At 53.8% G+C, this 21,487-nt stretch carries 16 protein-coding genes; 7 read left to right on the forward strand and 9 right to left on the reverse strand.

What is annotated here, in order from left to right; genetic code table 11:
- Nucleotides 1-8: 8 nt before the first annotated feature.
- The 4 genes from yidD to ACH3PB_RS16760 form a co-directional block, all read right to left on the reverse strand.
- Nucleotides 9-317: a membrane protein insertion efficiency factor YidD gene (yidD, locus tag ACH3PB_RS16745; protein WP_416396581.1), complete on the reverse strand. Its 309-nt coding sequence runs from the start codon at nt 315-317 to the stop codon at nt 9-11.
- A complete protein-coding gene (gene rnpA, locus ACH3PB_RS16750; RefSeq protein WP_416396582.1) occupies nt 314-706 on the reverse strand; it encodes a ribonuclease P protein component in 393 nt (130 codons plus the stop codon). Before rnpA ends, yidD begins: the two co-directional genes overlap by 4 nt.
- Nucleotides 707-785: 79 nt before the next feature.
- Nucleotides 786-920, reverse strand: coding sequence for a 50S ribosomal protein L34 (gene rpmH, locus ACH3PB_RS16755; RefSeq protein WP_416396583.1), 135 nt, complete (start codon nt 918-920; stop codon nt 786-788).
- A gap of 355 nt (nt 921-1,275) precedes the next feature.
- Nucleotides 1,276-1,647 carry a hypothetical protein gene (locus ACH3PB_RS16760; protein ID WP_416396584.1) on the reverse strand — a complete coding sequence of 124 codons (372 nt, stop codon included), beginning with the start codon at nt 1,645-1,647 and terminating at the stop codon, nt 1,276-1,278.
- Between the two features lie 31 nt (nt 1,648-1,678).
- Between ACH3PB_RS16760 and dnaA the strand changes: the two genes are divergently transcribed.
- From dnaA to ACH3PB_RS16790, 6 genes are all read left to right on the forward strand, one after another.
- Nucleotides 1,679-3,196 (forward strand): chromosomal replication initiator protein DnaA, encoded by a 1,518-nt coding sequence (gene dnaA, locus ACH3PB_RS16765; protein ID WP_416396585.1) that lies wholly within the window; start codon nt 1,679-1,681, stop codon nt 3,194-3,196.
- A gap of 84 nt (nt 3,197-3,280) precedes the next feature.
- Nucleotides 3,281-4,408 carry a DNA polymerase III subunit beta gene (dnaN, locus tag ACH3PB_RS16770; protein ID WP_416396586.1) on the forward strand — a complete coding sequence of 376 codons (1,128 nt, stop codon included), beginning with the start codon at nt 3,281-3,283 and terminating at the stop codon, nt 4,406-4,408.
- A gap of 36 nt (nt 4,409-4,444) precedes the next feature.
- Nucleotides 4,445-5,731 (forward strand): ABC1 kinase family protein, encoded by a 1,287-nt coding sequence (locus ACH3PB_RS16775; protein ID WP_416396587.1) that lies wholly within the window; start codon nt 4,445-4,447, stop codon nt 5,729-5,731.
- Between the two features lie 62 nt (nt 5,732-5,793).
- The gene (gene recF / locus ACH3PB_RS16780) at nt 5,794-7,044 is read left to right on the forward strand and encodes a DNA replication/repair protein RecF (RefSeq protein ID WP_416396588.1); all 1,251 of its coding nucleotides are present in this window, start codon (nt 5,794-5,796) and stop codon (nt 7,042-7,044) included.
- 1,385 nt (nt 7,045-8,429) lie between these two features.
- Nucleotides 8,430-10,847 (forward strand): DNA topoisomerase (ATP-hydrolyzing) subunit B, encoded by a 2,418-nt coding sequence (gene gyrB, locus ACH3PB_RS16785; RefSeq protein ID WP_416396589.1) that lies wholly within the window; start codon nt 8,430-8,432, stop codon nt 10,845-10,847.
- A gap of 203 nt (nt 10,848-11,050) precedes the next feature.
- A complete protein-coding gene (locus ACH3PB_RS16790) occupies nt 11,051-12,394 on the forward strand; it encodes an OmpP1/FadL family transporter (RefSeq protein ID WP_416396590.1) in 1,344 nt (447 codons plus the stop codon).
- A 58-nt stretch (nt 12,395-12,452) separates the two neighbouring features.
- Here ACH3PB_RS16790 and glyS read toward each other — a convergent pair whose 3' ends face one another.
- Nucleotides 12,453-14,558, reverse strand: coding sequence for a glycine--tRNA ligase subunit beta (glyS, locus tag ACH3PB_RS16795; RefSeq protein ID WP_416396591.1), 2,106 nt, complete (start codon nt 14,556-14,558; stop codon nt 12,453-12,455).
- A gap of 45 nt (nt 14,559-14,603) precedes the next feature.
- Nucleotides 14,604-15,590, reverse strand: a complete 987-nt coding sequence (gene glyQ / locus ACH3PB_RS16800) for a glycine--tRNA ligase subunit alpha (RefSeq protein ID WP_416396592.1) — start codon at nt 15,588-15,590, stop codon at nt 14,604-14,606.
- Nucleotides 15,591-15,790: 200 nt separating this feature from the next.
- Here glyQ and ACH3PB_RS16805 point away from each other — a divergent pair, with 200 nt between their 5' ends.
- Entirely contained in the window at nt 15,791-16,699 is a 909-nt protein-coding gene (locus ACH3PB_RS16805; protein ID WP_416396593.1) for a lysophospholipid acyltransferase family protein, read from the forward strand.
- A 12-nt stretch (nt 16,700-16,711) separates the two neighbouring features.
- On the opposite strand, the gene ACH3PB_RS16810 is transcribed toward ACH3PB_RS16805, so the two are convergent.
- The 3 genes from ACH3PB_RS16810 to trkA all read right to left on the reverse strand — a co-directional run bounded on the left by ACH3PB_RS16810 (nt 16,712) and on the right by trkA (nt 21,466).
- Nucleotides 16,712-18,445: a hypothetical protein gene (locus ACH3PB_RS16810; RefSeq protein WP_416396594.1), complete on the reverse strand. Its 1,734-nt coding sequence runs from the start codon at nt 18,443-18,445 to the stop codon at nt 16,712-16,714.
- A 157-nt stretch (nt 18,446-18,602) separates the two neighbouring features.
- Entirely contained in the window at nt 18,603-20,051 is a 1,449-nt protein-coding gene (locus tag ACH3PB_RS16815; RefSeq protein WP_416396595.1) for a TrkH family potassium uptake protein, read from the reverse strand.
- A 41-nt stretch (nt 20,052-20,092) separates the two neighbouring features.
- Nucleotides 20,093-21,466: a Trk system potassium transporter TrkA gene (trkA, locus tag ACH3PB_RS16820; protein ID WP_416396596.1), complete on the reverse strand. Its 1,374-nt coding sequence runs from the start codon at nt 21,464-21,466 to the stop codon at nt 20,093-20,095.
- Nucleotides 21,467-21,487: the final 21 nt, after the last annotated feature.

Here is a 21,487-nt window from a genome sequence, read left to right on the forward strand (position 1 = left end):
TCTAGTCTTCAGGAAAGTCTCTGAGAGGAAGCGTGTTTATCGCATGGGGCTGGGACGGGATCGTAGCCACCGTGACACCAGGGGTGGCATCTTAGCAGACGGCGAACGCCAAAATAAGCACCTTTGCGCAAACCATGAACTTTGATGGCTTCCGAGGTGTATGTGGAGCAGGACGGCGTATATCGGCAGTGCTGTCCAATGAACGGGCTGAGCGTGAGTTTGTAGAGTCGGATTAAACCGAGCACAAGGCGGGTAGGCCACTGACGAAGCTGGCTAGCAAGCGATCCGGCGCCTTCACGACGAGGGCGCGTTTTCACTGACTTTCCAGACTTGCTTGCACATCCTGGTATTTTCGCTGCAAACCCAGCAGATGTTTCCGGAGAATTTCGGAAAGCTCTGCATTAGAGCAAAATTGTGCCGGGTGTCGGAAGAGCATCACGATGTCTGCGGTCGGTAGTTCGCTACGCAGAACACGAAACTGCTCTCTAGCTAGACGTTTCAGTCTATTTCGTTCATGCGCCCGCTTGACCTGTTTCTTGGCAACGATCACCCCCAGACGGCTGCCGGATGCTTGATCCGGATCAGCTGGCCTGTGGCACAACATAAGTACCTGAGGTGCGTTGCGCTTGAAGTGATTGTCTTCGAACACGGTACTGAAATCACGTTTCGCTAACAGGCGGGCCACTCGAGGAAAAGACTCGTTCATTCCCATCCTTTGGATACATCGGCGCCAGATTGTGCCGATGTGAGCATGATTTCAGACAGACCCTTGCGAGTCAGGCAGATCAGGCGGAAAGAACTTTCCGACCTTTGGCACGACGCGCATTGATGACAGCACGTCCACCCTTGGTGGCCATGCGTGCCCGAAAGCCGTGCGAGCGCTTACGCTTGAGATTGCTTGGCTGAAAGGTACGTTTCATGGTTGGTACTCATAGCTGGTTCATATTCAGGGTCGCGGATTATATTCAATTCATTCCGCTTATACAAGCTACCTGTTCTGGTCCGCTTTACGAGTCCAGCTTAATCAATACAGGTTTTCATGTATAAAACTTTGTGATTGTAGTGATTAGCTAGCCGTGTTTAAGCGAACAACTCAGATTATTCTTTATAAAACAGTGATCTGTGGAATTTTCAAGCCATTTTAAGCTGAGTGTAGTTTCTGTATGTCGTGTGTGCATCCTGTGGGTAAATGACCTGTTTATCCACAGGCCATCCTGCCGAAAAGCTATGCACAGCTTGTTACCCCCTTCACGCACAGGGCAGTCAACAACTTGTTCAGATCGTTTTCTCGATCCCAGGTTGCCACTGTTTATACGGGTAATACGAACAAGCCCTGAAAGTTGTTCTTATCTCTGTGAGTAAGTCAATAAGATATTGATAGAAAACAAAAAAGATATGCACATGCTTTGAATAACTCTGTCTGCCACTGGCAAGACAGCCGGCTGAAAGGTAGTATTCTCCTACTTGAACGGATGAATCAGTAGCGCATACCGACGACGCAGACGGAGCTGTGTCGTGCGCAAGTGCAAGAATCGGTGAAAACAGCAGAGCTCGGCGCAAAGCCAGCGCGGAAAATCCTGCATTTGCAGTAGATTGCAGCTCTATAGCCTCGGCAATCTGCTGATCGCTACCGACGTCGAGCCACATAATTCACTACTTTGATAGAAGATGATGGTCAATGCCTAATGTGATGTGGCGACAGTGCCTGAACGCCCTTCAGACAGATTTACCTCCGGACCAATTCAATACCTGGGTACGACCGTTACAGGCGCATTTTGAAAACGGACAGTTGCATCTTTACGCCCCTAACCGGTTCGTCATGAATTGGGTTAAAGACAAATATTTGCCAAAAATCGACGATCTACTCTGCGCCTACGCTACGAGCGAGACAGCAGCTGGATCGGATAAAGCCAGCGGTGGAATCCAGGTTTGCCTCCAGATTGGTTCAGCGCCCAGAGCAGACGCAGCTGCCATGCAGGCGACGGCGCCAGCGGCTGCTGATAGCTCGGCTAAGCAGGAGCAGACTTCGCAGAACGAAATACGCGGGCATCAGACTGGTGTTGTTCCGGAAAACGACTCGCGAGGCGCGTCACCCCGACGACGTGTTCGCGCCCCTGCACCGGAAACCTGGTCGACGGTGAATAACGCACAGGAGCCTTCGCCTCTGGTCAAGCATGAGAGTGCGCTTAACCGTGACTTTACTTTCCCATCATTCGTGGAGGGAAAATCCAACCAGTTGGCGAGAGCTGCGGCAATCCAGGTGGCCGATAATCCGGGAAAGGCGTTCAACCCGCTTTTTCTCTACGGGGGCGTCGGTCTGGGGAAGACTCACCTGATGCATGCGGTGGGTCACGAAATAGTCGCCCGAAAGCCTAATGCGCGAGTGGTATATCTGCATTCAGAGCGCTTTGTCCAGGACATGGTCAAAGCCCTGCGTATGAACGCGATTAATGAATTCAAGAAATACTACCGCAGTGTTGACGCGCTGCTGATAGACGACATCCAGTTCTTTGCGAAGAAAGAACGTTCGCAGGAAGAGTTTTTCCATACCTTCAATGCTTTACTTGAAGGTGGACAGCAGATGATCCTGACTTCGGATCGCTATCCCAAGGAAATCGAGAACATGGAGGAGCGTCTCAAGTCGCGCTTTGGCTGGGGGCTGACGGTCATGGTTGAGCCGCCTGAGCTGGAAACACGGGTGGCGATCCTTATGAAGAAGGCCGAGCAGTCTGGCGTCGAACTTAACAGCGAATGTGCATTCTTCATCGCGCAGAAGATTCGTTCCAACGTTCGAGAACTGGAAGGCGCATTGAGACTGGTGATTGCTAACGCCCATTTTACCGGCAATCCGATTACTCCAGAGTTCATTCGTGAGTGTCTGAAGGATTTGCTGGCGCTGCACGAGAAGCAGGTAAGCATAGATAATATCCAGCGCACGGTTGCAGAATATTACAAGATCAGGGTATCTGACTTGCTTTCGAAGCGGCGAACGAGATCTATTACCCGGCCTCGGCAGTTAGCAATGTGTCTGGCAAAAGAGCTGACCCAGCATAGCCTCCCGGAGATCGGCGATGCCTTCGGTGGGCGAGATCATACGACTGTCTTACATGCTTGCAAGGTCATGAAGGCCCTTCAACAGACCGACGTCACGACACGAGAGGACTACCAGTATTTCATGCGCTCCCTCACCGGCTGACAAACCGTGGTGGGCCCATTGTGGCTGGTAAGCACTGCTTAGGCTGAACTACAATCAAAACTTCCTGAAAACAGAGTTGTTTCTATGAAATTTACATGTCAGAGAGAACGCTTCCTGACACCGTTGCTTATGGTGGGCGGTGTAGTCGAAAAAAGACACACTATGCCTGTTCTGGCGAACGTGCTTATTCAGGCGTCGCCGGAAGATGGTGTAAGCATTACCGCGACCAATAACGAGGTCGAGCTGGTTGCCTATATTCGCGAGATTCAGGTACACCAGGCCGGAGCTATCACCGTGCCCGCGCGCAAGCTGAGTGATATCTGCCGTAGCCTTCCAGAAGGCCAGATGTTGACGCTCGAGTATGCCAGTTCAAAACTGGATCTGAGATGTGCCACAAGCCACTTCTCGTTGGCGACACTGCCGGCAGACCATTTCCCCAAGGTTGAGAATGAGAGCAGCGATATCTCATTGCGTCTGCAGCAGGCCAAGCTCAAACGGATCATTGATGCGACTGCCTTCGCAATGGCTCAGCAGGATGTCCGGTATTACCTCAATGGTCTTCTTCTGGAACTGAATAGTTCAGGCTTACGCGCGGTAGCGACGGATGGTCATCGACTCGCTATGGCTGGCTTCGAACATAAGCACGACCTTTTTGACGATAGCGCCGAAGATACTACGGTTCAGAAAATTATTCCGCGCAAGGGTGTACTGGAGCTTGCAAAGTTATTGGCCGACGATGAGGAAGCCATTTGCGAAGTACTCATAGGTCACAATCATATCCGTGTACTCATGAAAGACTATGCGTTCAGCTCGAAGTTGATTGAAGGCAAGTTCCCCGATTACCAACGGGTTATCCCGCGTAACAGCGACAAGAAGATGTTGGGCGACCGACTTCTCCTCAAGAGCATGCTGAGCCGAGCGGCCATTCTCAGTCACGAAAGTTATAGAGGCGTTCGGCTTCAGTTTAGCGAGAACACTGTTGAAGTGTTTGCTAACAATCCTGAGCAGGAGGAAGCTGAAGACAGGCTTGAAGTAGATTATGCGTATGAGGATCTGCAGATGGGCTTTAACGTTGCCTACCTGCTTGACGTATTGAATGTCATCAAGGATGAGCGGGTAGAGGTTGCACTTTCGAATCCTGCCAGTAGTGCACTCGTTGAAGGTGTGGATACAAAGGATGCCCTTTATGTCGTTATGCCAATGAGACTCTAGGGTTACACGAAAATCGTTCCGTTGAAGGGATAGCTTATGAACGAGACAGTGCAGAACACCGTCAAAGGTTTTCTCCGTATCGGCCAGACTGTTAGTGTTTTGGCTTCTACCGGTATCAGTTGGGTCGCAGGCGATCGTCCGCCGCCGCCGAGATTACTTCGTCAGACTTTCGAGCGACTTGGTTCGACCTATATCAAGCTCGGCCAGTTCATAGCGTCGTCTCCGACTTTTTTTCCGCCGGCCTATGTTGAAGAATTTCAGTTCTGTCTGGATCAGACAAGGCCGCTGCCATTCACGGTGATTCAGAGAATACTCGACGAACAGTTTGGTGATCGGCTATCGGAGGTGTTCGCTCACGTTGATCACGTGCCGCTCGCTTCCGCCTCTATAGCGCAGGTCCACGCCGCGAAGCTTGTGAACGGCGATGATGTCGTGATCAAGGTTCAGAAGCCAGGTGTCCGTAACATCCTGGTGACCGATCTCAATTTCCTTTACGCAGGCGCAAGGATTCTCGAGTTGCTTGCACCGAAGCTATCTTGGACGTCTCTCTCCGGAATAGTTGAAGAAATTCAGAAAACGATGGTCGAGGAATGCGACTTCTACAAGGAAGGCAAGAACCTCGATGAATTCAGAGCCTTTCTAAATGCCACCGGGAATACTGACGTTGTTGTGCCCAAGCACTATGAACATGCTTCTACCATGAAAGTGCTTACGATGGAGCGTTTTTATGGTGTGCCACTGACAGATCTCGAGACCATACGAACGTACTGCAGTGATCCAGAACGGACACTGATCACCGCGATGAACGCCTGGTTCTCCAGTTTGACTCAATGTGATTTTTTCCACGCTGACGTGCATGCCGGTAACCTGATGGTCCTCCGTGATGGCAGAATCGGTTTCATTGATTTTGGCATCGTGGGCAGGATCCCGAAGGGCGCATGGAAGGCAATCTCGGATTTCATTACCGCTATCATGATGATGAATTTCCATGAGATGGCCAGCGCGATGATTCGCATTGGAGTCACTCACACTGAGGTCAATGTTGCTGACCTTGCCGGTGATATTCAGCGCCTGTACAAGAAAATGGATCGCATGGTTCCCAATGCTGATTCGCAGCAGATGTATACGGAAACGCTGAACGAGGCCGAAGAAATCAACACTATCCTGATGGATCTCGTGAAAACTGGTGAGTCACATGGCTTACATTTTCCCCGCGAGTTCGCACTGCTCATCAAGCAGTTCCTCTATTTCGACCGCTATATTCATCTACTCGCGCCTGACCTGGATATGTTCATGGACGAGCGCCTGAGCCTTGTGCAATAGGGTCTCCTCATTCTGCGACCAGCTAATACCTCCCTCCCTGTGATGGACCGTTTCGGTTCATCATGATTACTTCACTGCAGTTAAAAAACTTTCGCGCTGTTGACGACCTGGCTATTTCCTTTCCAGCATCGTCGAGCAGTGGAGACGATTCCACGGGCTTCCCTTCACCCACAGTTCTTTTCTTCGGCGCCAACGCTCAGGGTAAAACCACGCTCCTGGAGGGCTTGCACCTCTTACTCACTGGACGCTCTTTCCGCACCGGTATCCTCGACCAGCTCATCGGTCCAAAAGATGAGGGGATGCTCGCTAGGGGCACGCTTTCTCTCGAAATCGGAAACGACCGGTCGGCGCACCACATCGGCATGCAAAAGCGGAAAAGGGCGAAACTACAGGCCTCGCTAGATGGCGCGCCCATCAAAAGCTCGATGGCATTAGCGCGTCTTCTGCCTGTTCAAGTAGTTGATCATCAGAGCCTCCAACTTGTGCTAGGTGAGCCCGGTGTTCGACGTCGATTTCTCGACTGGGGTGCGTTCCACGTGGAACATCAATACGGAACTCTGTTCAAGAAATGGCATTCCGCATTAACGCAGCGCAATGCGCTTCTCAAGATAGTGAAGCGTGGCAAGGAGCTTAATGGTGAACAGGAGCTTCGCGCCTGGACCGAGACCTACGCGACGTTGTCAGTGAAGGTCGCAAGGGTACGCGAGCGGTATTTTGCCATGTACAGTGCCTACCTTGGCGCTCAAAGCCCTGAGGGTTCGAGTCCCGCTTCAACGACGGCGACCCGAACAATCGACTTGGGTACATCTGGACTAAAACACTGCAGCTTAACGCTTAAGCATGGCTTCGCCTTCGACGCCGATCTCCCTGACGCAGAGTTGGTGAAAATCTTTCTTGATGAACTTGCTGCGAAACGGGACGTTGAGGTTGTGCTAGGTCGCACACATTCTGGACCCCAACGAGCTGAGCTGGTGATGAACACAGATGGTCAGGTAGCGAAAGAGATCCTTTCTCGCGGTCAGTGCAAGCTACTCGCCGCTCTACTTTTGTTACATCAAGTGCGGCATTTGCGGCAATGCAGTCATGCAGCTCCCGCGATCGTGCTCGTGGACGATATCACCGCTGAGCTTGATAATGAACGTGCGGCAGACCTGCTTCAAAAACTTTCTTCTGCTTGCTCGCAGCTCTTCGTTACGGCCCTTGCAGCCGATCAGGGCGACTTACCTCCATTTTTAGCGGACCTGAACGATGCACCTTCTACCGCCACGTTCCACGTGGAACATGGCGGAGTTCGAGCAGTTACTAAGGCATAGGGCCACTGTCCGGTCGCTAGAGGCGAAATTGCTGCGGTACACAGAGCTCCGGTAGAGGTTGAAACAGTTAAGTGGTGAACGCTGATGCGCAGAAAGAGCGATTCTGAGAGCCGGCGCATTCAAAACAATTTTCGCTGTACAACGACCGAAGGGGCGCATGATTCGCATGTTCCACGTGGAACCTCTGATAGCGGCTCGCATTAATCAAGCCCTCCTGCGGTTATGCATCTGGCGAGGTTTGAGCGCAGCGGTGTGCAGGTAGCCTACGAAGTCTCCGCCCCCGCCGTGCCGTTTGGGCCGACAGATCCTAGGCGCAGCGTTAACTATCCCAACTTCTTGACCAGCGGACATATCGCTACCAGCCCCGCCAGCGATATGTCCCGCGGTAAACAGCAGTGGGCTAGTCTCGGAGTAAATCAAATTTTTAGTCCATGTTAGAGGCTATGGAATGCACTTCCGCTACAAGATCTTGATACTTCTCAGCGCCGGTAATTACAGATTCTATTGAGGGGCTGTGGTACCAGTCGGGCGGCGTCACGAGCGAAGAGCGTGGCGTGGCGTTGTTGTTGCACACGCCTAGTTAACCTCGGTCCAAGGGCTGGTTCAGCCTTATGCCGAACCAGCCCTTGATGCAAAGGTCTAAACCACTTCTAAAATTATTAGTTCGGGTATCCAGTTTTCCCTTACGCAGCTGAGCTGAGTTGTCAGAATTGCACTGGCGCTGGTAACTGGCGGAGATGAGCGGTAACAAGTGCTCTCGTTCTGCATTCGCATCCCGCGAAACGCTTGACGTGATCCGGCGGGGAACATTAGCTGCCTCTGGCGTCGTAAGAAGCGTCCCTATCCAGATGGCTAGCCTGCGGCTGCAGCATCGAAGTGGTCTTGCTTTGGGGGGCAGTAGGTAGCCCATACACGGCACTTAGCCTCTTCTTCGCAATGAGTACCTTGGCCGCGGACGGATCCTATTAGCCAGCGCTTGAGCCTCCGGTTGGGCAGAGCGGCTTAGCTCCGCAATTAGGCAACAGTGCAGGGTTTTGATGCAACCGACTCCAGACCCGTTGCCAAAGCATCGGGTAACGGTCGGCTATGGTCCGCGTCGCCGTTTCAAGTAGAATTTTCCTAGAGACCGTGTCGACGGAGATAACGCCTAAGCGGTGGATGTTCCACGTGAAACATAACAGTGGATATTATAGAACCCGTAAGTCAGGTCCGAGAGCGGCTGGACGTGCCACACAAGCTGATGGTTCCACGTGAAACATTAGGTGGGGGTGAACGACACCTCACGATGCTCCGCGCGATCAGGCCTATCCAGTAGCCAGAATGAGGCGCTAAAACCACCACTTTCTTGTATAATAAGATGATTCAAAAACCGCGTAAGGAATAGCATGTCTCAGGGCGATTACAATTCATCAAGTATAAAAGTGCTCAAGGGTCTAGATGCAGTACGTAAGCGACCAGGTATGTATATCGGCGACACTGACGACGGATCCGGGCTTCACCACCTCGTTTTCGAAGTAGTCGATAACTCAATTGACGAGGCGCTTGCAGGGCACTGCTCAGAGATCCAGGTGAAGATTCACGCCGATGAGTCGATCACAGTCACTGATGATGGACGCGGTATACCGGTAGATATACATGAGGAGACTGGCACTTCCGCTGCAGAAGTCATCATGACTGTTCTGCACGCGGGCGGAAAGTTTGATGATAATGCCTATAAAGTGAGTGGCGGCCTGCACGGGGTGGGCGTCTCTGTTGTCAACGCGCTGTCCGAGCATCTCAAGTTAACAGTGCGCAGAAATGGCAAGGTGCATCAACAGACCTACGTACACGGTGTCCCGCAGGCCGATCTGGCGATAGTCGGCGATACTGATCGCTCCGGCACCCAGGTGCACTTCAAGCCATCGGCTGAGACATTTACGAACATTATCTTCCACTACGATATTCTGGCGAAACGTATTCGAGAGCTGGCGTTTCTTAACTCCGGAATACGTATCTCCCTTACTGACGAACGCTCCGGCAAGAGCGAAGACTTCTTCTACGAAGGTGGTCTCCGCGCCTTTGTGGAATACCTCAACCAGAACAAGACGCCACTGAACCGAGTATTCCACTTTATAAAAGAGCGCGAGGATGGCGTCACTGTTGAAGTGGCACTGCAGTGGAACGATACATTCCAGGAGAATATCTACTGCTTCACGAACAACATACCCCAGCGTGACGGTGGTACCCACCTAGCCGGATTCCGTGGTGCACTCACCCGAAGCCTTAACCAGTACATCGAAAAGGAGTCTCTGTTACGGAAGAGCAAGGTTGCGACATCGGGCGATGACGCTCGCGAGGGTTTGACCGCCATCGTGTCTGTTAAAGTGCCTGATCCGAAGTTCAGCTCGCAGACTAAAGACAAACTTGTCTCTTCAGAGGTCAAGACTGCGGTAGAGCATGAGATGAACAATTTCTTCGCCGAATACCTGGCAGAGAACCCGAACGAAGCAAAGAGCATCGTCAACAAGATGATCGACGCGGCACGGGCGCGTGAAGCTGCGAGAAAAGCGCGGGAAATGACTCGTCGAAAAGGCGCGCTGGACATCGCGGGATTGCCCGGCAAGCTGGCCGACTGTCAGGAGAAGGACCCAAGCAAATCTGAACTTTTCATAGTGGAGGGTGACTCTGCTGGCGGATCTGCCAAGCAGGGGCGCGACCGAAAGACGCAGGCAATCCTCCCGTTGAAGGGTAAGATTCTTAACGTTGAGAAAGCCCGTTTCGACAAGATGCTCGCATCGGCTGAAGTAGGCACGCTCATCACTGCGCTGGGCTGCGGTATTGGTCGCGAAGAATTCGATATCAACAAACTGCGCTATCACAGCATCATCATCATGACTGATGCTGATGTCGACGGCTCTCACATTCGAACACTTTTGCTGACCTTCTTTTTCAGGCAGATGCGAGAGATCGTCGAAGGTGGTCATATCTTTATCGCGATGCCACCGCTCTACAAAGTCAAAAAGGGCAAGCAGGAACAGTATCTGAAGGACGAAAAGGCGCTTGAGCAATATCTGCTCCAGTCCGCGCTCGACGGCACCATGCTGTATGGCTCCGCAGATACGCCACCAATACAAGGTCCTGCGCTCGAGAAATTGGTCAACGAATTCAAGAAGGTTGAAACGCTTATAGAGCGCATGTCCAGGACCTATCCGAAAGACGTTCTCAAGCGACTGCTCGAAGTACCACGTATCGGTCAGCTGGAGTTCTCGGAACTGGCGCAGTCACAGAGCTGGTCGGAGCGCTTCGGCACGCTTTTGACGACAGGCACCGTAACTAACGGCACCTTGTACTCTGTCGACTCAATACTCAATCCAGAGACTCAGCTCTATACACAGCGGGTTACGCAGACACAGCATGGTATCGAAACCATCTACGATCTGAACGATGACTTCTTCCTCTCCTCCTCCTACGAGGCAATCGCCAACCTGGGCAGCCAACTAGATGGTTTGATTGAAGATGATGCTTACATTCAAAAAGGCGAAAAAAAGCAGCCGATCAACAGCTTCGAAGCGGCCATCCAATGGCTCATGCAGGAGGCTATGAAAGGGCAGAGCATTCAGCGCTACAAGGGTCTTGGCGAGATGAATCCGGATCAGCTTTGGGAGACCACTATGGACCCGGAGAGCCGCCGCATGATGAAGGTGAGTATCGAGGACGCGATCGCAGCAGACCAGATTTTCACGACTTTAATGGGGGATGATGTTGAGCCGAGGCGAGCGTTCATTCAGACCAATGCATTGACGGTTACGAATCTGGATATCTAGCCAGAACATTCCATCGCAGGACCTACCAAACCCGGCAATAAGCCGGGTTTTTTTTGACACAGCCAAGGCATAGTGTCGTATCAATCAGGAGTGACAGGAGCGCAAAGCGCTTGGTCCAAAACATGCTAAGTGTTTATAACCTACGGAATTTCGCTGATAAATTTCGATCGTCTTAACGCCTGACCGGATAAATAAGGAAGCTTATGAACCATACAGACTCGCGGCGCAGTAGTGCTCACCTAAACAGTCTTCGCGCCGATGCACAGGCTCACCCGCGCAAGCCGATGCTTGAGCTTCGGCCATTAGCGTATGCTTCACCCTTCATAGCGCTTTTAGCTGGCACCATGGTCAGCACTCAAGCCTCCGCAGCTGGTTTCCAGCTGAGCGAGCACAGTGCACGAGGGCTGGGACGAGCCAATGCTGGTGAAGCCGCCATAGCAGATACGGCGGCTGTGCTCGCGCGCAATACAGCAGGTATGACACGCCTCAAGGGTACACATGTTACTGGCGTGCTCTCTTTCATCGACCTCGAAGTTGAGGCCGACGGCACCACGACGACCGCCACGGGGATCACCCTTCCCGCAAATGACGAGAATGCTGCACCAAATGCCTTCGTGCCGGCCTTCTATTCCAGCTACCAACTTGATGAGAAGCTCTTTGTAGGATTTGCAGTGTTTAGTAATTTCGGTCTGAAAACCGATTATGACGATAGATTTGCGGGTCTGGATGTAGCGGATGAGGCGTCAGTTGAGACGATCAATATTACGCCGTCTATCGCCTATAAGGTGACTGACCAACTAAGTCTTGGCGCGGGTGTGGACTATGTGCTGGCCGATGCAAAGCTCAGCACAAGTGCTCCGCAGTTCATAGCGCCGGGCACGCCAGCACTCCTAGACCTGGAAGGTGATGGTGATGATGTCGGCTACCACGTCAGTGCGCTGTTCGAACTTTCCCCGCAAACGCGCTTCGGTCTGCAGTATCGATCGAGCCTCGATATCGATATTGAAGGTGATGCCGAATTCCGCTTTCCGGTGCCTGTCGATGCCGATGGCTCACTCGAACTCAACCTTCCGGATATGGTCGAGCTATCGGCCTACCACGAGATCGACAGCGCCTGGGCGGTTCATGGCAGTGTGAATTTCACAAACTGGGAGCGCTTCGACTCGTTGATAGCCGATATTGAGGGTGATCCGCGAAGTCCTATAACGCTCAAGGAAGAGAACTGGGACGGCAACTTACGCTACGCGATTGGTGTAACTCACAGCCTCAATGAGCAGCTTGTTCTCAGAGGTGGTCTGGCACTCGACAAATCACCCGTCGCCAGAGAGAACAGGACCTTGTCGATTCCCGATAGCGATCGCTTGTGGTTTTCAGCGGGTGCAAGCTATCTGGTTAGCGAGAACCTGTCTGTGGATTTCGGCATAGCACGTCTGGAAGGCGAGTCAGTGGAGGTCGTCGAGACCTCTGAGGGCATTGGGAATACTGTGGTGGCGGATGTTGAAGGCAGTGCGACAATCGCAAGTCTTCAGGTCAACTCGAGCTTCTAGAACTTTAAGCGCGGAAGAGGCGCGGCTGCCAGAGGGTTATCCTCCGGCAGCCTCTAACTCAGGAGGAGAGTTCAGCAATATCGGCTATGTTCAGGAACAGCGCCCTTAACCGTTTCAACAGGTTCAATCGATTCTCGCGAAGAGCCGCATCATCCGTCATGACCATGACCTTATCGAAGAAATCGTCAGTCACCGATTTCAGTTGAGCTAGCTGGCTAAGTGCTTCAGCGAACTTGCCGGAGTTCAGTAAAGGATGAGTTGCTTCCTCGCTGCGTACTACGCGATCGAACAGCGCGCGCTCTTCATCACTCTGTAGCAAGCCCTCATCGATCGAGCCCTGCTGGTTTGCGTCCTCTGGCAAATTCGATTTGGCGAGAATGTTGCTGACTCGTTTGTTGGCAGCAATCAAGGCCTCGGCTTCAGGCATCGTCCTGAATGACTCGACTGCGAGGATGCGCTGATGAAACTCGTAAGGACTGCGGACTGGCCGCTTTCTCACTGCGAGGAAGGCAGCACTTGAAACGCCCTGCTCCTCGTAGAGATTTCTGAACCGATCAAACACGTAGTCAAAAACAACCTGCTGCAGTCCGGGCTCAAAGGAAGCAGTATCGCTGTAGCCAGACATCGCGGCGCCAATGATTTCGCTCAGATCCATCTCAAGGTGATGCTCAATGCTGATTCTGAGTACGCCAAGTGCAGCCCTGCGTAATGCAAAGGGATCTTTGGTACCTGTAGGGGCCTGGCCGATGCCGAAGATTCCGGTAAGCGTATCGAGCCTGTCTGCCAGCGCGACCGAAGCCGCTACGGTGGACTGCGGAGCCCGGTCGCCGGCAAAGCGAGGCCAGTAATGAGCCTCAATGGCTTCGGCAACAACAGCGGGCTCGCCATCATGAATCGCATAGTAACGCCCCATGGTGCCTTGCAACTCCGGGAACTCCAATACCATGTCGCTCACGAGGTCTGCCTTGCTGAGTAAACCAGCCCGAGCAGCCATGGTGGTATCAGCACCAATGCGTTCAGCCACGGCCGCGGCAAGTTTCTCAAGCCGCTTCGATTTTTCCAGCACAGTACCTAGCGACTTCTGGAACAGAATGCTCTCGAGCTTCGGAAGCCGAGATTCGAGTGTTTGCTTCCGGTCTGTCTCATAGAAAAACGCAGCATCGCTCAAGCGTGGCCTGACCACACGCTCATTACCAGCCACGACTTTTTCCGGATCCTTACTGTCGAGATTGGCAATGAAGACGAAGGCCGCAAGCATCGCATTGTCAGCACCGACGATATGAAAGTACTTCTGATTTTCTTTCATGGTACTGATAAGACATTCAGCCGGCACCTCAAGGAAGCGCTCCTCGAACCGACCGATCATGGCCACAGGCCAGTCAGTCAACGCGGTGACTTCGGTGAGCAGGTCTTCATCGATAACCGCATGGATCCCATTGGCTTCAGCAGCTGGGAATACCTGACCGACAACATGATGGATCTGTTGACGAATAGAGGCCTTGCGCTCGTCGAAGTCGACAATGACCTTTGCCTCTCGAAGCTGATCCCGGTAGCGCGCTATCGACTCGATGGTAAGGACGCCAGGTGAATGCGCGCGGTGGCCCCGCGTCTCACGACCGCTGGTAATTCCGAAGATCTCCAAAGGCAGCACATCCTCGCCCAGAAGCGCTACAAGCCAGTGTAGCGGACGGATGAACTCGTCCCGCGATGCACCCCAGCGCATGCGCTTGGCGATCGGTAGCTGCTGCAGCGATTGCAGGATCAGTTCTGGCAGAATGGCCTCGGCGCTGCGGCCAGCTTCCTTGGCCCGGAACATCATCCAGGCGCCCTTGTCAGTTTCGAGTAGTTGAAGATCATCGACTTCTGCCTGACAGGATTTGGCAAAGCCGAGCAGCGCCCTGGTCGGCTTACCTTCGGCATCGAAGGCCGCCTGCTTTGCCGGGCCACGGCGCTCGACCTCCCGATCCTGCTGCTTCTCAGCAAGGCCGCGAATGACCAGGGAAAGCCTGCGTGGCGCACCCAGCACCTCAATCTCACGATAAGACAGTTCAGCTGTTTGCAGTGCAGCTTCCATGAGCTGTCTCAAACTCTGCATCAGCACAGGCATGGCTTTGGGGGGCAGCTCTTCAAGGCCGAGCTCCAGCAGAAAATCCTTGGCTTGCATGGTTATATCCAGACAGTGTTTAGTATGAGGCGACGGTGTCGCGGATTAAGCGCTCTTGTTGGCGACAGACGCAGCGGTGAGCTCAGGGTCCGCTAGTGGAAAGCCCAGTGCTTCACGACGGTCGTAATACGCCTGCGCTACGGCGCGTGCGAGAGCACGGACCCTCAGTATGAAACGCTGCCTCTCGGTGACTGAAATCGCATGACGGGCATCGAGGAGATTGAACGCGTGGGAGGCCTTCAGCACCATTTCATAGGCAGGTAGCGGCAAACCCTGTTCGATCAGGCGCTGGCTATCCAGCTCACAGGCATCGAATTGAGCGAAGAGTGCCTCGACATTGGCGTGTTCAAAGTTGAAGGTCGACATCTCGACTTCATTCTGATGAAACACGTCGCCATAGGTCACCTTGCCATGGGGGCCATGTGTCCAGACCAGATCAAAGATGCTATCGACACCCTGGAGGTACATCGCGATCCGCTCAAGACCGTAGGTAATCTCGCCGGTAACCGGGAAACATTCGAGGCCGCCGACCTGTTGGAAGTAGGTAAACTGAGTGACTTCCATACCATTCAGCCAGATCTCCCAGCCAAGACCCCAGGCACCCAGCGTAGGGCTCTCCCAGTTATCTTCGACGAAACGGATATCGTGAACCAATGGATCGATGCCCAGCGCCTTTAACGAGCCGAGATAAAGTTCCTGTATATTGGGTGGCGACGGCTTGAGAATGACCTGATACTGATAGTAGTGCTGAAGACGATTTGGGTTCTCGCCGTAGCGGCCATCAGTAGGGCGTCGACAAGGCTGCACGTAAGCCGTGTTCCAACGTTCTGGTCCTATGGCACGTAGAAATGTGGCGGGATGAAATGTGCCTGCCCCAACCTCCATATCCAGTGGCTGGAGAATCACGCAGCCCTGCTCAGACCAGTAATTCTGCAGAATGGCGATGAGACCCTGAAAGGTCGAGGCATCCTGCTTTGGTGAAGAGTCCTGTGAAGGGTCTCGCGAAGGGGCGGTCTTATTCGATACCGTCATGATTTTCCAAACTCCGTCCTGGCAATACTGTAAAGATGCGGCGGGCGCTCAATCGGAATGCAACCCATGACAAAACAAGCGCGTAATTATACCCTTTGCCTCACTGTAATCTACCAGCAAGTACGCAACCCGCATACGCCGCCCGTATGGAGCGCCAATTAGTGTCCAATACGCGGATCAACCAGACTGGACACTAGCACATGACAACACATGATTTGAAAGGCCGTATGCTCTCGGCCATCTTGCGAAAATCGATTCGACTGTTGTCCGGGCTGTCCCTAGGATCGTTGCAGCGCATCGGCAGCATCCTGGGTAAGGCTGCTGTCGTGTGGCAGACAGAAGCGCTCAGGATCACGCGAATCAATATCGAAGCCTGCTATCCGCATCTGAGTCAGGTCGAAAAAGAACGTCTGGCCTATGACAGTATGCTCAACACCGGCATGGTGGCGGCCGAAATGGCTGCAATCTGGGAATGGCCGACAGCGCGAGTACTTGATCTCATTCAGCATGTCGAAGGCGCTTCACTTCTGGAAGAGGCGAAGCAGTCGCGTGAGGGGCTTATCGTGCTGGTGCCACATCTCGGCAACTGGGAGCTCAGCGGGCTATTTCTTGCCCATCACTTCACCATACGCTCGCTATACCTGGAACCGAAGTTGCCTGGAATGGATGAGTACATGCGCAGTGTTCGCGAGCGCAATGGGTCAACCCTGGTACCAGCGGGGAAACGTGGGGTGATGAGCCTGTTTACCAGCCTCCGTGAAGGTGGCGTGACCGGTATTCTGCCCGACCAGTCACCGGATCGTAGCGGAGGCATCTTTGTGCCCTTTTTCGGCATGCAGACGCACACGATGAAGCTGGTGCCCCGTCTTATCGAGAAGACCGGCGCGCGAGTATTGATGATGACGAGTCTACGCAACGATAGCGGCGGCTTCGACGTTCATGTACAAAAGCCGCTTGACGACATTTATGCCAGTGACTTGCACGAGTCTGCGGCGGCAATGAACGCCAGTATGGAGCGGCTTATCCAGCTCGCACCGGCGCAGTATCAGTGGGAGTACAAGCGCTTCAAGCACCTGCCGGACAAAGCCCGACACATGTACCGTACGTGACGCGACAGGCGCTCAGTTCTGGCTGCGGCTCAGTACCCGTTCCGCAAGATTGCCTGTCGTACCAACGGTAGCCAGGCCGGCTCGGCTGCCAATGTTGATTCTCACCAGGTCCGGCAGACTCGCTGGATTGTCTGGCTGACCCACGTACTGAATCAGACCGAAGTCCTGTTCAATCACGCTAAGCGCCTGTACCTGAGTCTCGCCTGGCAGGCCGGACGAGAACTTGACAATCTTGTTGCCACTCGCGAGATCGAACTGGGTCAGTTGCGACGCATTGAAAAAGCGCCCCTGGGCGGTGTCGACATAAGCCGGTTTGTTCGTGATCACCGTCGCCCCATCGACGAGAGTCTCGGTGGTCGTGCCGAAGCCTTGCAGCAATACGGGTAACTGAGTCAGACCGTCTTCACGGTAATGGTCGAAGAACAGCCAGCGCGCGTTTTCGAAACAACCCGCCTCAGCGGGACTACATAGTGGGACTGTGAGCGAATCCTGCGGGAGCACAATGGCTGCAGGCGGCGTCTCGATGCTGGCGAAGATGACGTTCGTGCCGGCTAGGAAGGCATTACTGGTTGAAAGACCCGACATGACGGACGTTACGGTCATTGTCTCTGGCTCTACTCTCAGCAGCTCTCCGGCCTGGGTAGCCGCCCAGAGATAACTGCTGCTGGCCTGGAGCGAAGGTCGAATTGAGCCGAAACTGCTGAGATCGGCAACCGTCTCGACTTGCTGATCAGCCAGCCTGACAACCCGCAGAACTGCGCCATCGAGATAATACAGGTTGGTGTTCTGCAGATGCTGCACACGCTCATCAAGCTCCGGCACACTCAGCGTCGCCAGTACGACCGGCTCCAGGGCTGGGTCGACGAACGCGGAGGGCGGCGCCTGATACAGCGTGCCTGCAACGGATAACAGCAGGTCTTCGCCGTAGGCTATGGCAGGGCCGACAGCGGCTTCCAGATCGATCGAGGGATCCACTGGAAAGGAGCGGACAAGGGTGCCTGCCTTGTCGAACAGCTCCAATGTGGCACCGCTCTTCAGGAAATAACCCAGTATGCTACCGTCCAGTGCATTCAGTGGTTTGCCGAAAAACTCAAGTGTAGTTGCCGGCTCAGGCAGGTTCAGCGGGCTTGCGGTCAGTGGCAATTTCGCGAAAGCAGCTGTGCCCGCTGTACATTCTTCCGGGCTTCCGTAACGCACGATCAGTGTGCTGTCGGCAAAGCCGAGGCCATCAGTCAACAGGCGACGGTCAGTGGCTGCGCCATTGGTGCCACAGGCAGGCTCGCTGAAGCTGGTCAACTGCTTGAGTTCGGTCGTCGTTGGGTCGCCAAGGAAGAAGCGATCATTTTCTTCGATCAGTACATAGCTTTGCGTGAAGCGGCGATTGCCCAGTGGAATGAGTGGTGCGAAGGCTTCGGCGGGCTGACCGGCGCTCTGTCGAAGGACGCTCAGCTGTCGCACATCGACGCTGTATGTCTGCGTGAGTGGATCTGGTTCATTCGGCAGGCGCGTCGCCTCGAAGAATAGTCTGTTGATAATCGGATAGTTGGCTTGGGGCGTGACCACTACGACTGGGGGCTGAGGCTCAGGCTCAGGCAGAGGTGGACGCCGCTTCTTCTCATCCTTCAGCCCGAGTTCCTCACAGCCCTGCAGCAGCAGAAAGCCTACCAGGAGTCCAATGGTCACCGTGACGGTCTTCAACCTGGTGAAAAGAGTGCTGGGCAGAGCCGGATCATAGGCCAATTGCATAAACGTCTTGCTTCCGAATTAGAACGAGTGATTCACCCGCAAAGATTAAAACATTTCGTAACATGATTACGCGAACCAGTGCCGAAGCCGGGAAGCTACTCGCGCGTATCGACTATTCCAGATGGGCGAGATCGTTACCAGAGGCTGTTTTACAGAATCAGCGGCGCCAGAAGGCAGGCGTGAACAATATCAGAAGTGTGAAGACCTCGAGTCGTCCAAGCAGCATGCCGAAGCAAAGCGTCCACTTGGCCACCGCATTGATGTCGCCATAATGGAAAGCCACATCGCCCAGCCCCGGCCCAAGATTGTTGATGGCTGCACCGACAGCTGACCACGCAGTCACCAGATCCAGTCCAGTAGCCAGCAGTATCATCTGCATGACGATGAACGACAGCATGTAAACAGCAATGAATCCCCAGACGGCCTCCAGTATTCTGTCAGAGACTGGTCGCTTCCCCAGTTTCACCCTGAACACTGCTGAAGGATGGACGAGCCTACGAATTTCCCGCGCACCCTGCTTGTAGACGAGGAGTACCCGCATGACTTTCATGCCACCGGCGGTCGAACCGGCACAACCGCCTATGAAGGCTACGACAAATAGCAGGAAAGGCAGTATCAAAGGCCAGTGCGCAAAATCGGCCACACCAAAGCCTGTTGTAGTCGCGATACTGACCACCTGAAAGAGACCATGCACGACGCCTTTGCCGAAAGAGTAGGTGTCAGTCCAGATCAGTATGGCAATCGTGATCAGGGACACTGCGAGCAGGAGTTTGAAATAGAACAGAAACTCAGCATCTCGCAGATAGATGCGGACTGAGCGCTCGCGCCAGGCAAAAAAATGCAGGGCAAAATTGATGGAGCTGGCAAACATGAAGAATATACAGATCAGTTCGATAGCAGGATTGTCGAAATAACCGATCGATGCATCGTGCGTCGAGAAGCCGCCAATGGCGATCGTAGAGAAACTGTGTCCGATAGCGTCGAATACGTTCATGCCGGCGAAATAGTAAGCGACCGCGCAGACGACGGTCATGGTGAGATAGATATACCAGAGCGCCTTGGCGGTTTCGGTAATGCGGGGCGTGAGTTTGTTATCCTTCACCGGGCCCGGCGTTTCTGCCCGATACAGCTGCATGCCGCCGACGCCCAGCATTGGCAGTATTGCTACGGCCAGAACGATGATGCCCATGCCCCCGAACCATTGCAGCTGCTGCCTGTACCAGCGCACTGACTCCGGCAGCTCATCAATATTGGTCAGGACGGTCGCGCCCGTGGTGGTGAGCCCGGAGATCGACTCGAAGACCGAGTCGGTAAAGCTCATGTCGATAGCGGCGTTGAAGTAGAACGGCGCGGCACCCGAGATGCCTAGCAGTACCCAGAACAGCACGGTAATCAGGAAGCCGTCTCGTACCCTGAGCTCGGCGCGGTAGTTTCGGGTCGGGAACCAGATGAGCAAACCAGAGGCAAACAGCAGTACCATTGCGTTTCGAAATGGTACCACCTGCCCATCCGCGTAGATGACGGACACTACGATGGACGGCAGTAGCGTAAGGCTGAACAACATCAGCAACACGCCTAATATTCTTGCTATTGCCTGGTAATGCAAAGCGATCCTGGTCCTTATGTCAGTTATGGCGGTCGATTGTACTAAAAGAAGGTGAGACCGACCTGAAACAGTCTTTCGATCTCGCGGATTTTCCGCTTGTCCAGCAGGAAGACGATGGCATGATCGTCCGGCTCGATGCGGATGTGATCATGGGCGATGAGTACTTCGCTGCGCCGCATGATGGCACTGATAGTCGCACCTTCCGGCAGATTCAATTCATCAATTCGCTTGCCGACGACCTTGGAGGACCGGTGATCGCCATGCGCAATCACTTCTATCGCTTCGGCAGCGCCGCGCCGTAGCGAGTGAGCGGCCACGATATCGCCACGCCGAACATGCGACAGCAAACTGCCGATCGTTGTCTGTTGGGGCGAAATGGCGATGTCGATTTCTCCGCCCTGTATGAGGTCGACGTAATCCGGATTGTTGATTAACGTCATCACTTTCCTGACCCCGAGACGCTTTGCCAGCATGCTGGCCATGATATTGGCTTCGTCATCGTTGGTGAGCGCACAGAATACGTCGGTATCCTCGATGTTCTCTTCCAGCAGAAGATCCTTGTTCGCGGCGTTGCCGTGCAACACGATCGTGTTATCCAGCTCTTCCGAGAGGAAGAGACAGCGCTTGTGGTTTTGCTCAATCAGCTTGACGTTGTAGCGGCCCTCCAGCATCTGTGCCAGCCGAGCGCCGATATTGCCACCGCCGGCAATCATGATGCGCTTGTAGACGCGGTCGGTTGGCTGCAGTTCCTTCATCACTGTTTGAATATGGTCACGAGCGGCAATGTAGAAAACCTCATCACCAGGCTCAACAATGGTCTCCCCAATAGGAATCAGTCCCCGGCCCTGGCGATAGATTGCAGCCACCCGGGTATCGATATGCGGAAGGTGCTTGCGCAGATATGATATCTCGTGACCAACCAGTGGTGCGCCGGGCAGCGCCTTGATACCGACCAGGCGTATCTTGCCGTTTGAAAAGTCGAGAACCTGCAGCGCACCAGGATTGTCGATAAGGCGGCTGATATGCTGGGTTACCACGAGCTCTGGGCTGATGAGAACATCTATGGGGAAGGCGTCGAGCCCAAAGAGTTCCTTACTGGACAGATAGGATGCGGCACGCACTCGACTGATTTTCGTGGGCGTCTTGAACAGCGTGTGTGCCACCTGGCAGGCCACCATATTGATCTCGTCACTGTTGGTGACGGCAATCAACATGTCGGCGTCATCGGCGCCCGCCTGTTTGAGCACACTTGGATAGGAACCGGACCCTTTGACGGTACGGATATCAAGTGTGTCCTGAAGTGTTCTTAGCCGGCTCTCATCCAGATCGACAACTGTGATGTCGTTTGCTTCACTCGCAAGATTGTCGGCGAGACTGCCACCGACCTGACCTGCGCCGAGAATAATGATCTTCATGGGCTATGGGCGCCGTTTGGG

Origin of the sequence: Allohahella sp. A8, assembly GCF_047946665.1 — a bacterium.
In the GTDB taxonomy this organism is placed as follows: Bacteria; Pseudomonadota; Gammaproteobacteria; order Pseudomonadales; family Oleiphilaceae; genus Allohahella.

What these genes read in the sequence shown, in the direction of transcription:
- rnpA (WP_416396582.1), bottom strand. Translation starts at nt 706, where the DNA reads ATGAACGAGTCTTTTCCTCGAGTGGCCCGCCTGTTAGCGAAACGTGAT.
- rpmH (WP_416396583.1), bottom strand. Translation starts at nt 920, where the DNA reads ATGAAACGTACCTTTCAGCCAAGCAATCTCAAGCGTAAGCGCTCGCAC.
- ACH3PB_RS16760 (WP_416396584.1), bottom strand. Translation starts at nt 1,647, where the DNA reads ATGTGGCTCGACGTCGGTAGCGATCAGCAGATTGCCGAGGCTATAGAG.
- dnaA (WP_416396585.1), top strand. Translation starts at nt 1,679, where the DNA reads ATGCCTAATGTGATGTGGCGACAGTGCCTGAACGCCCTTCAGACAGAT.
- dnaN (WP_416396586.1), top strand. Translation starts at nt 3,281, where the DNA reads ATGAAATTTACATGTCAGAGAGAACGCTTCCTGACACCGTTGCTTATG.
- ACH3PB_RS16775 (WP_416396587.1), top strand. Translation starts at nt 4,445, where the DNA reads ATGAACGAGACAGTGCAGAACACCGTCAAAGGTTTTCTCCGTATCGGC.
- recF (WP_416396588.1), top strand. Translation starts at nt 5,794, where the DNA reads ATGATTACTTCACTGCAGTTAAAAAACTTTCGCGCTGTTGACGACCTG.
- gyrB (WP_416396589.1), top strand. Translation starts at nt 8,430, where the DNA reads ATGTCTCAGGGCGATTACAATTCATCAAGTATAAAAGTGCTCAAGGGT.
- ACH3PB_RS16790 (WP_416396590.1), top strand. Translation starts at nt 11,051, where the DNA reads ATGAACCATACAGACTCGCGGCGCAGTAGTGCTCACCTAAACAGTCTT.
- glyS (WP_416396591.1), bottom strand. Translation starts at nt 14,558, where the DNA reads ATGCAAGCCAAGGATTTTCTGCTGGAGCTCGGCCTTGAAGAGCTGCCC.
- glyQ (WP_416396592.1), bottom strand. Translation starts at nt 15,590, where the DNA reads ATGACGGTATCGAATAAGACCGCCCCTTCGCGAGACCCTTCACAGGAC.
- ACH3PB_RS16805 (WP_416396593.1), top strand. Translation starts at nt 15,791, where the DNA reads ATGACAACACATGATTTGAAAGGCCGTATGCTCTCGGCCATCTTGCGA.
- ACH3PB_RS16810 (WP_416396594.1), bottom strand. Translation starts at nt 18,445, where the DNA reads ATGCAATTGGCCTATGATCCGGCTCTGCCCAGCACTCTTTTCACCAGG.
- trkA (WP_416396596.1), bottom strand. Translation starts at nt 21,466, where the DNA reads ATGAAGATCATTATTCTCGGCGCAGGTCAGGTCGGTGGCAGTCTCGCC.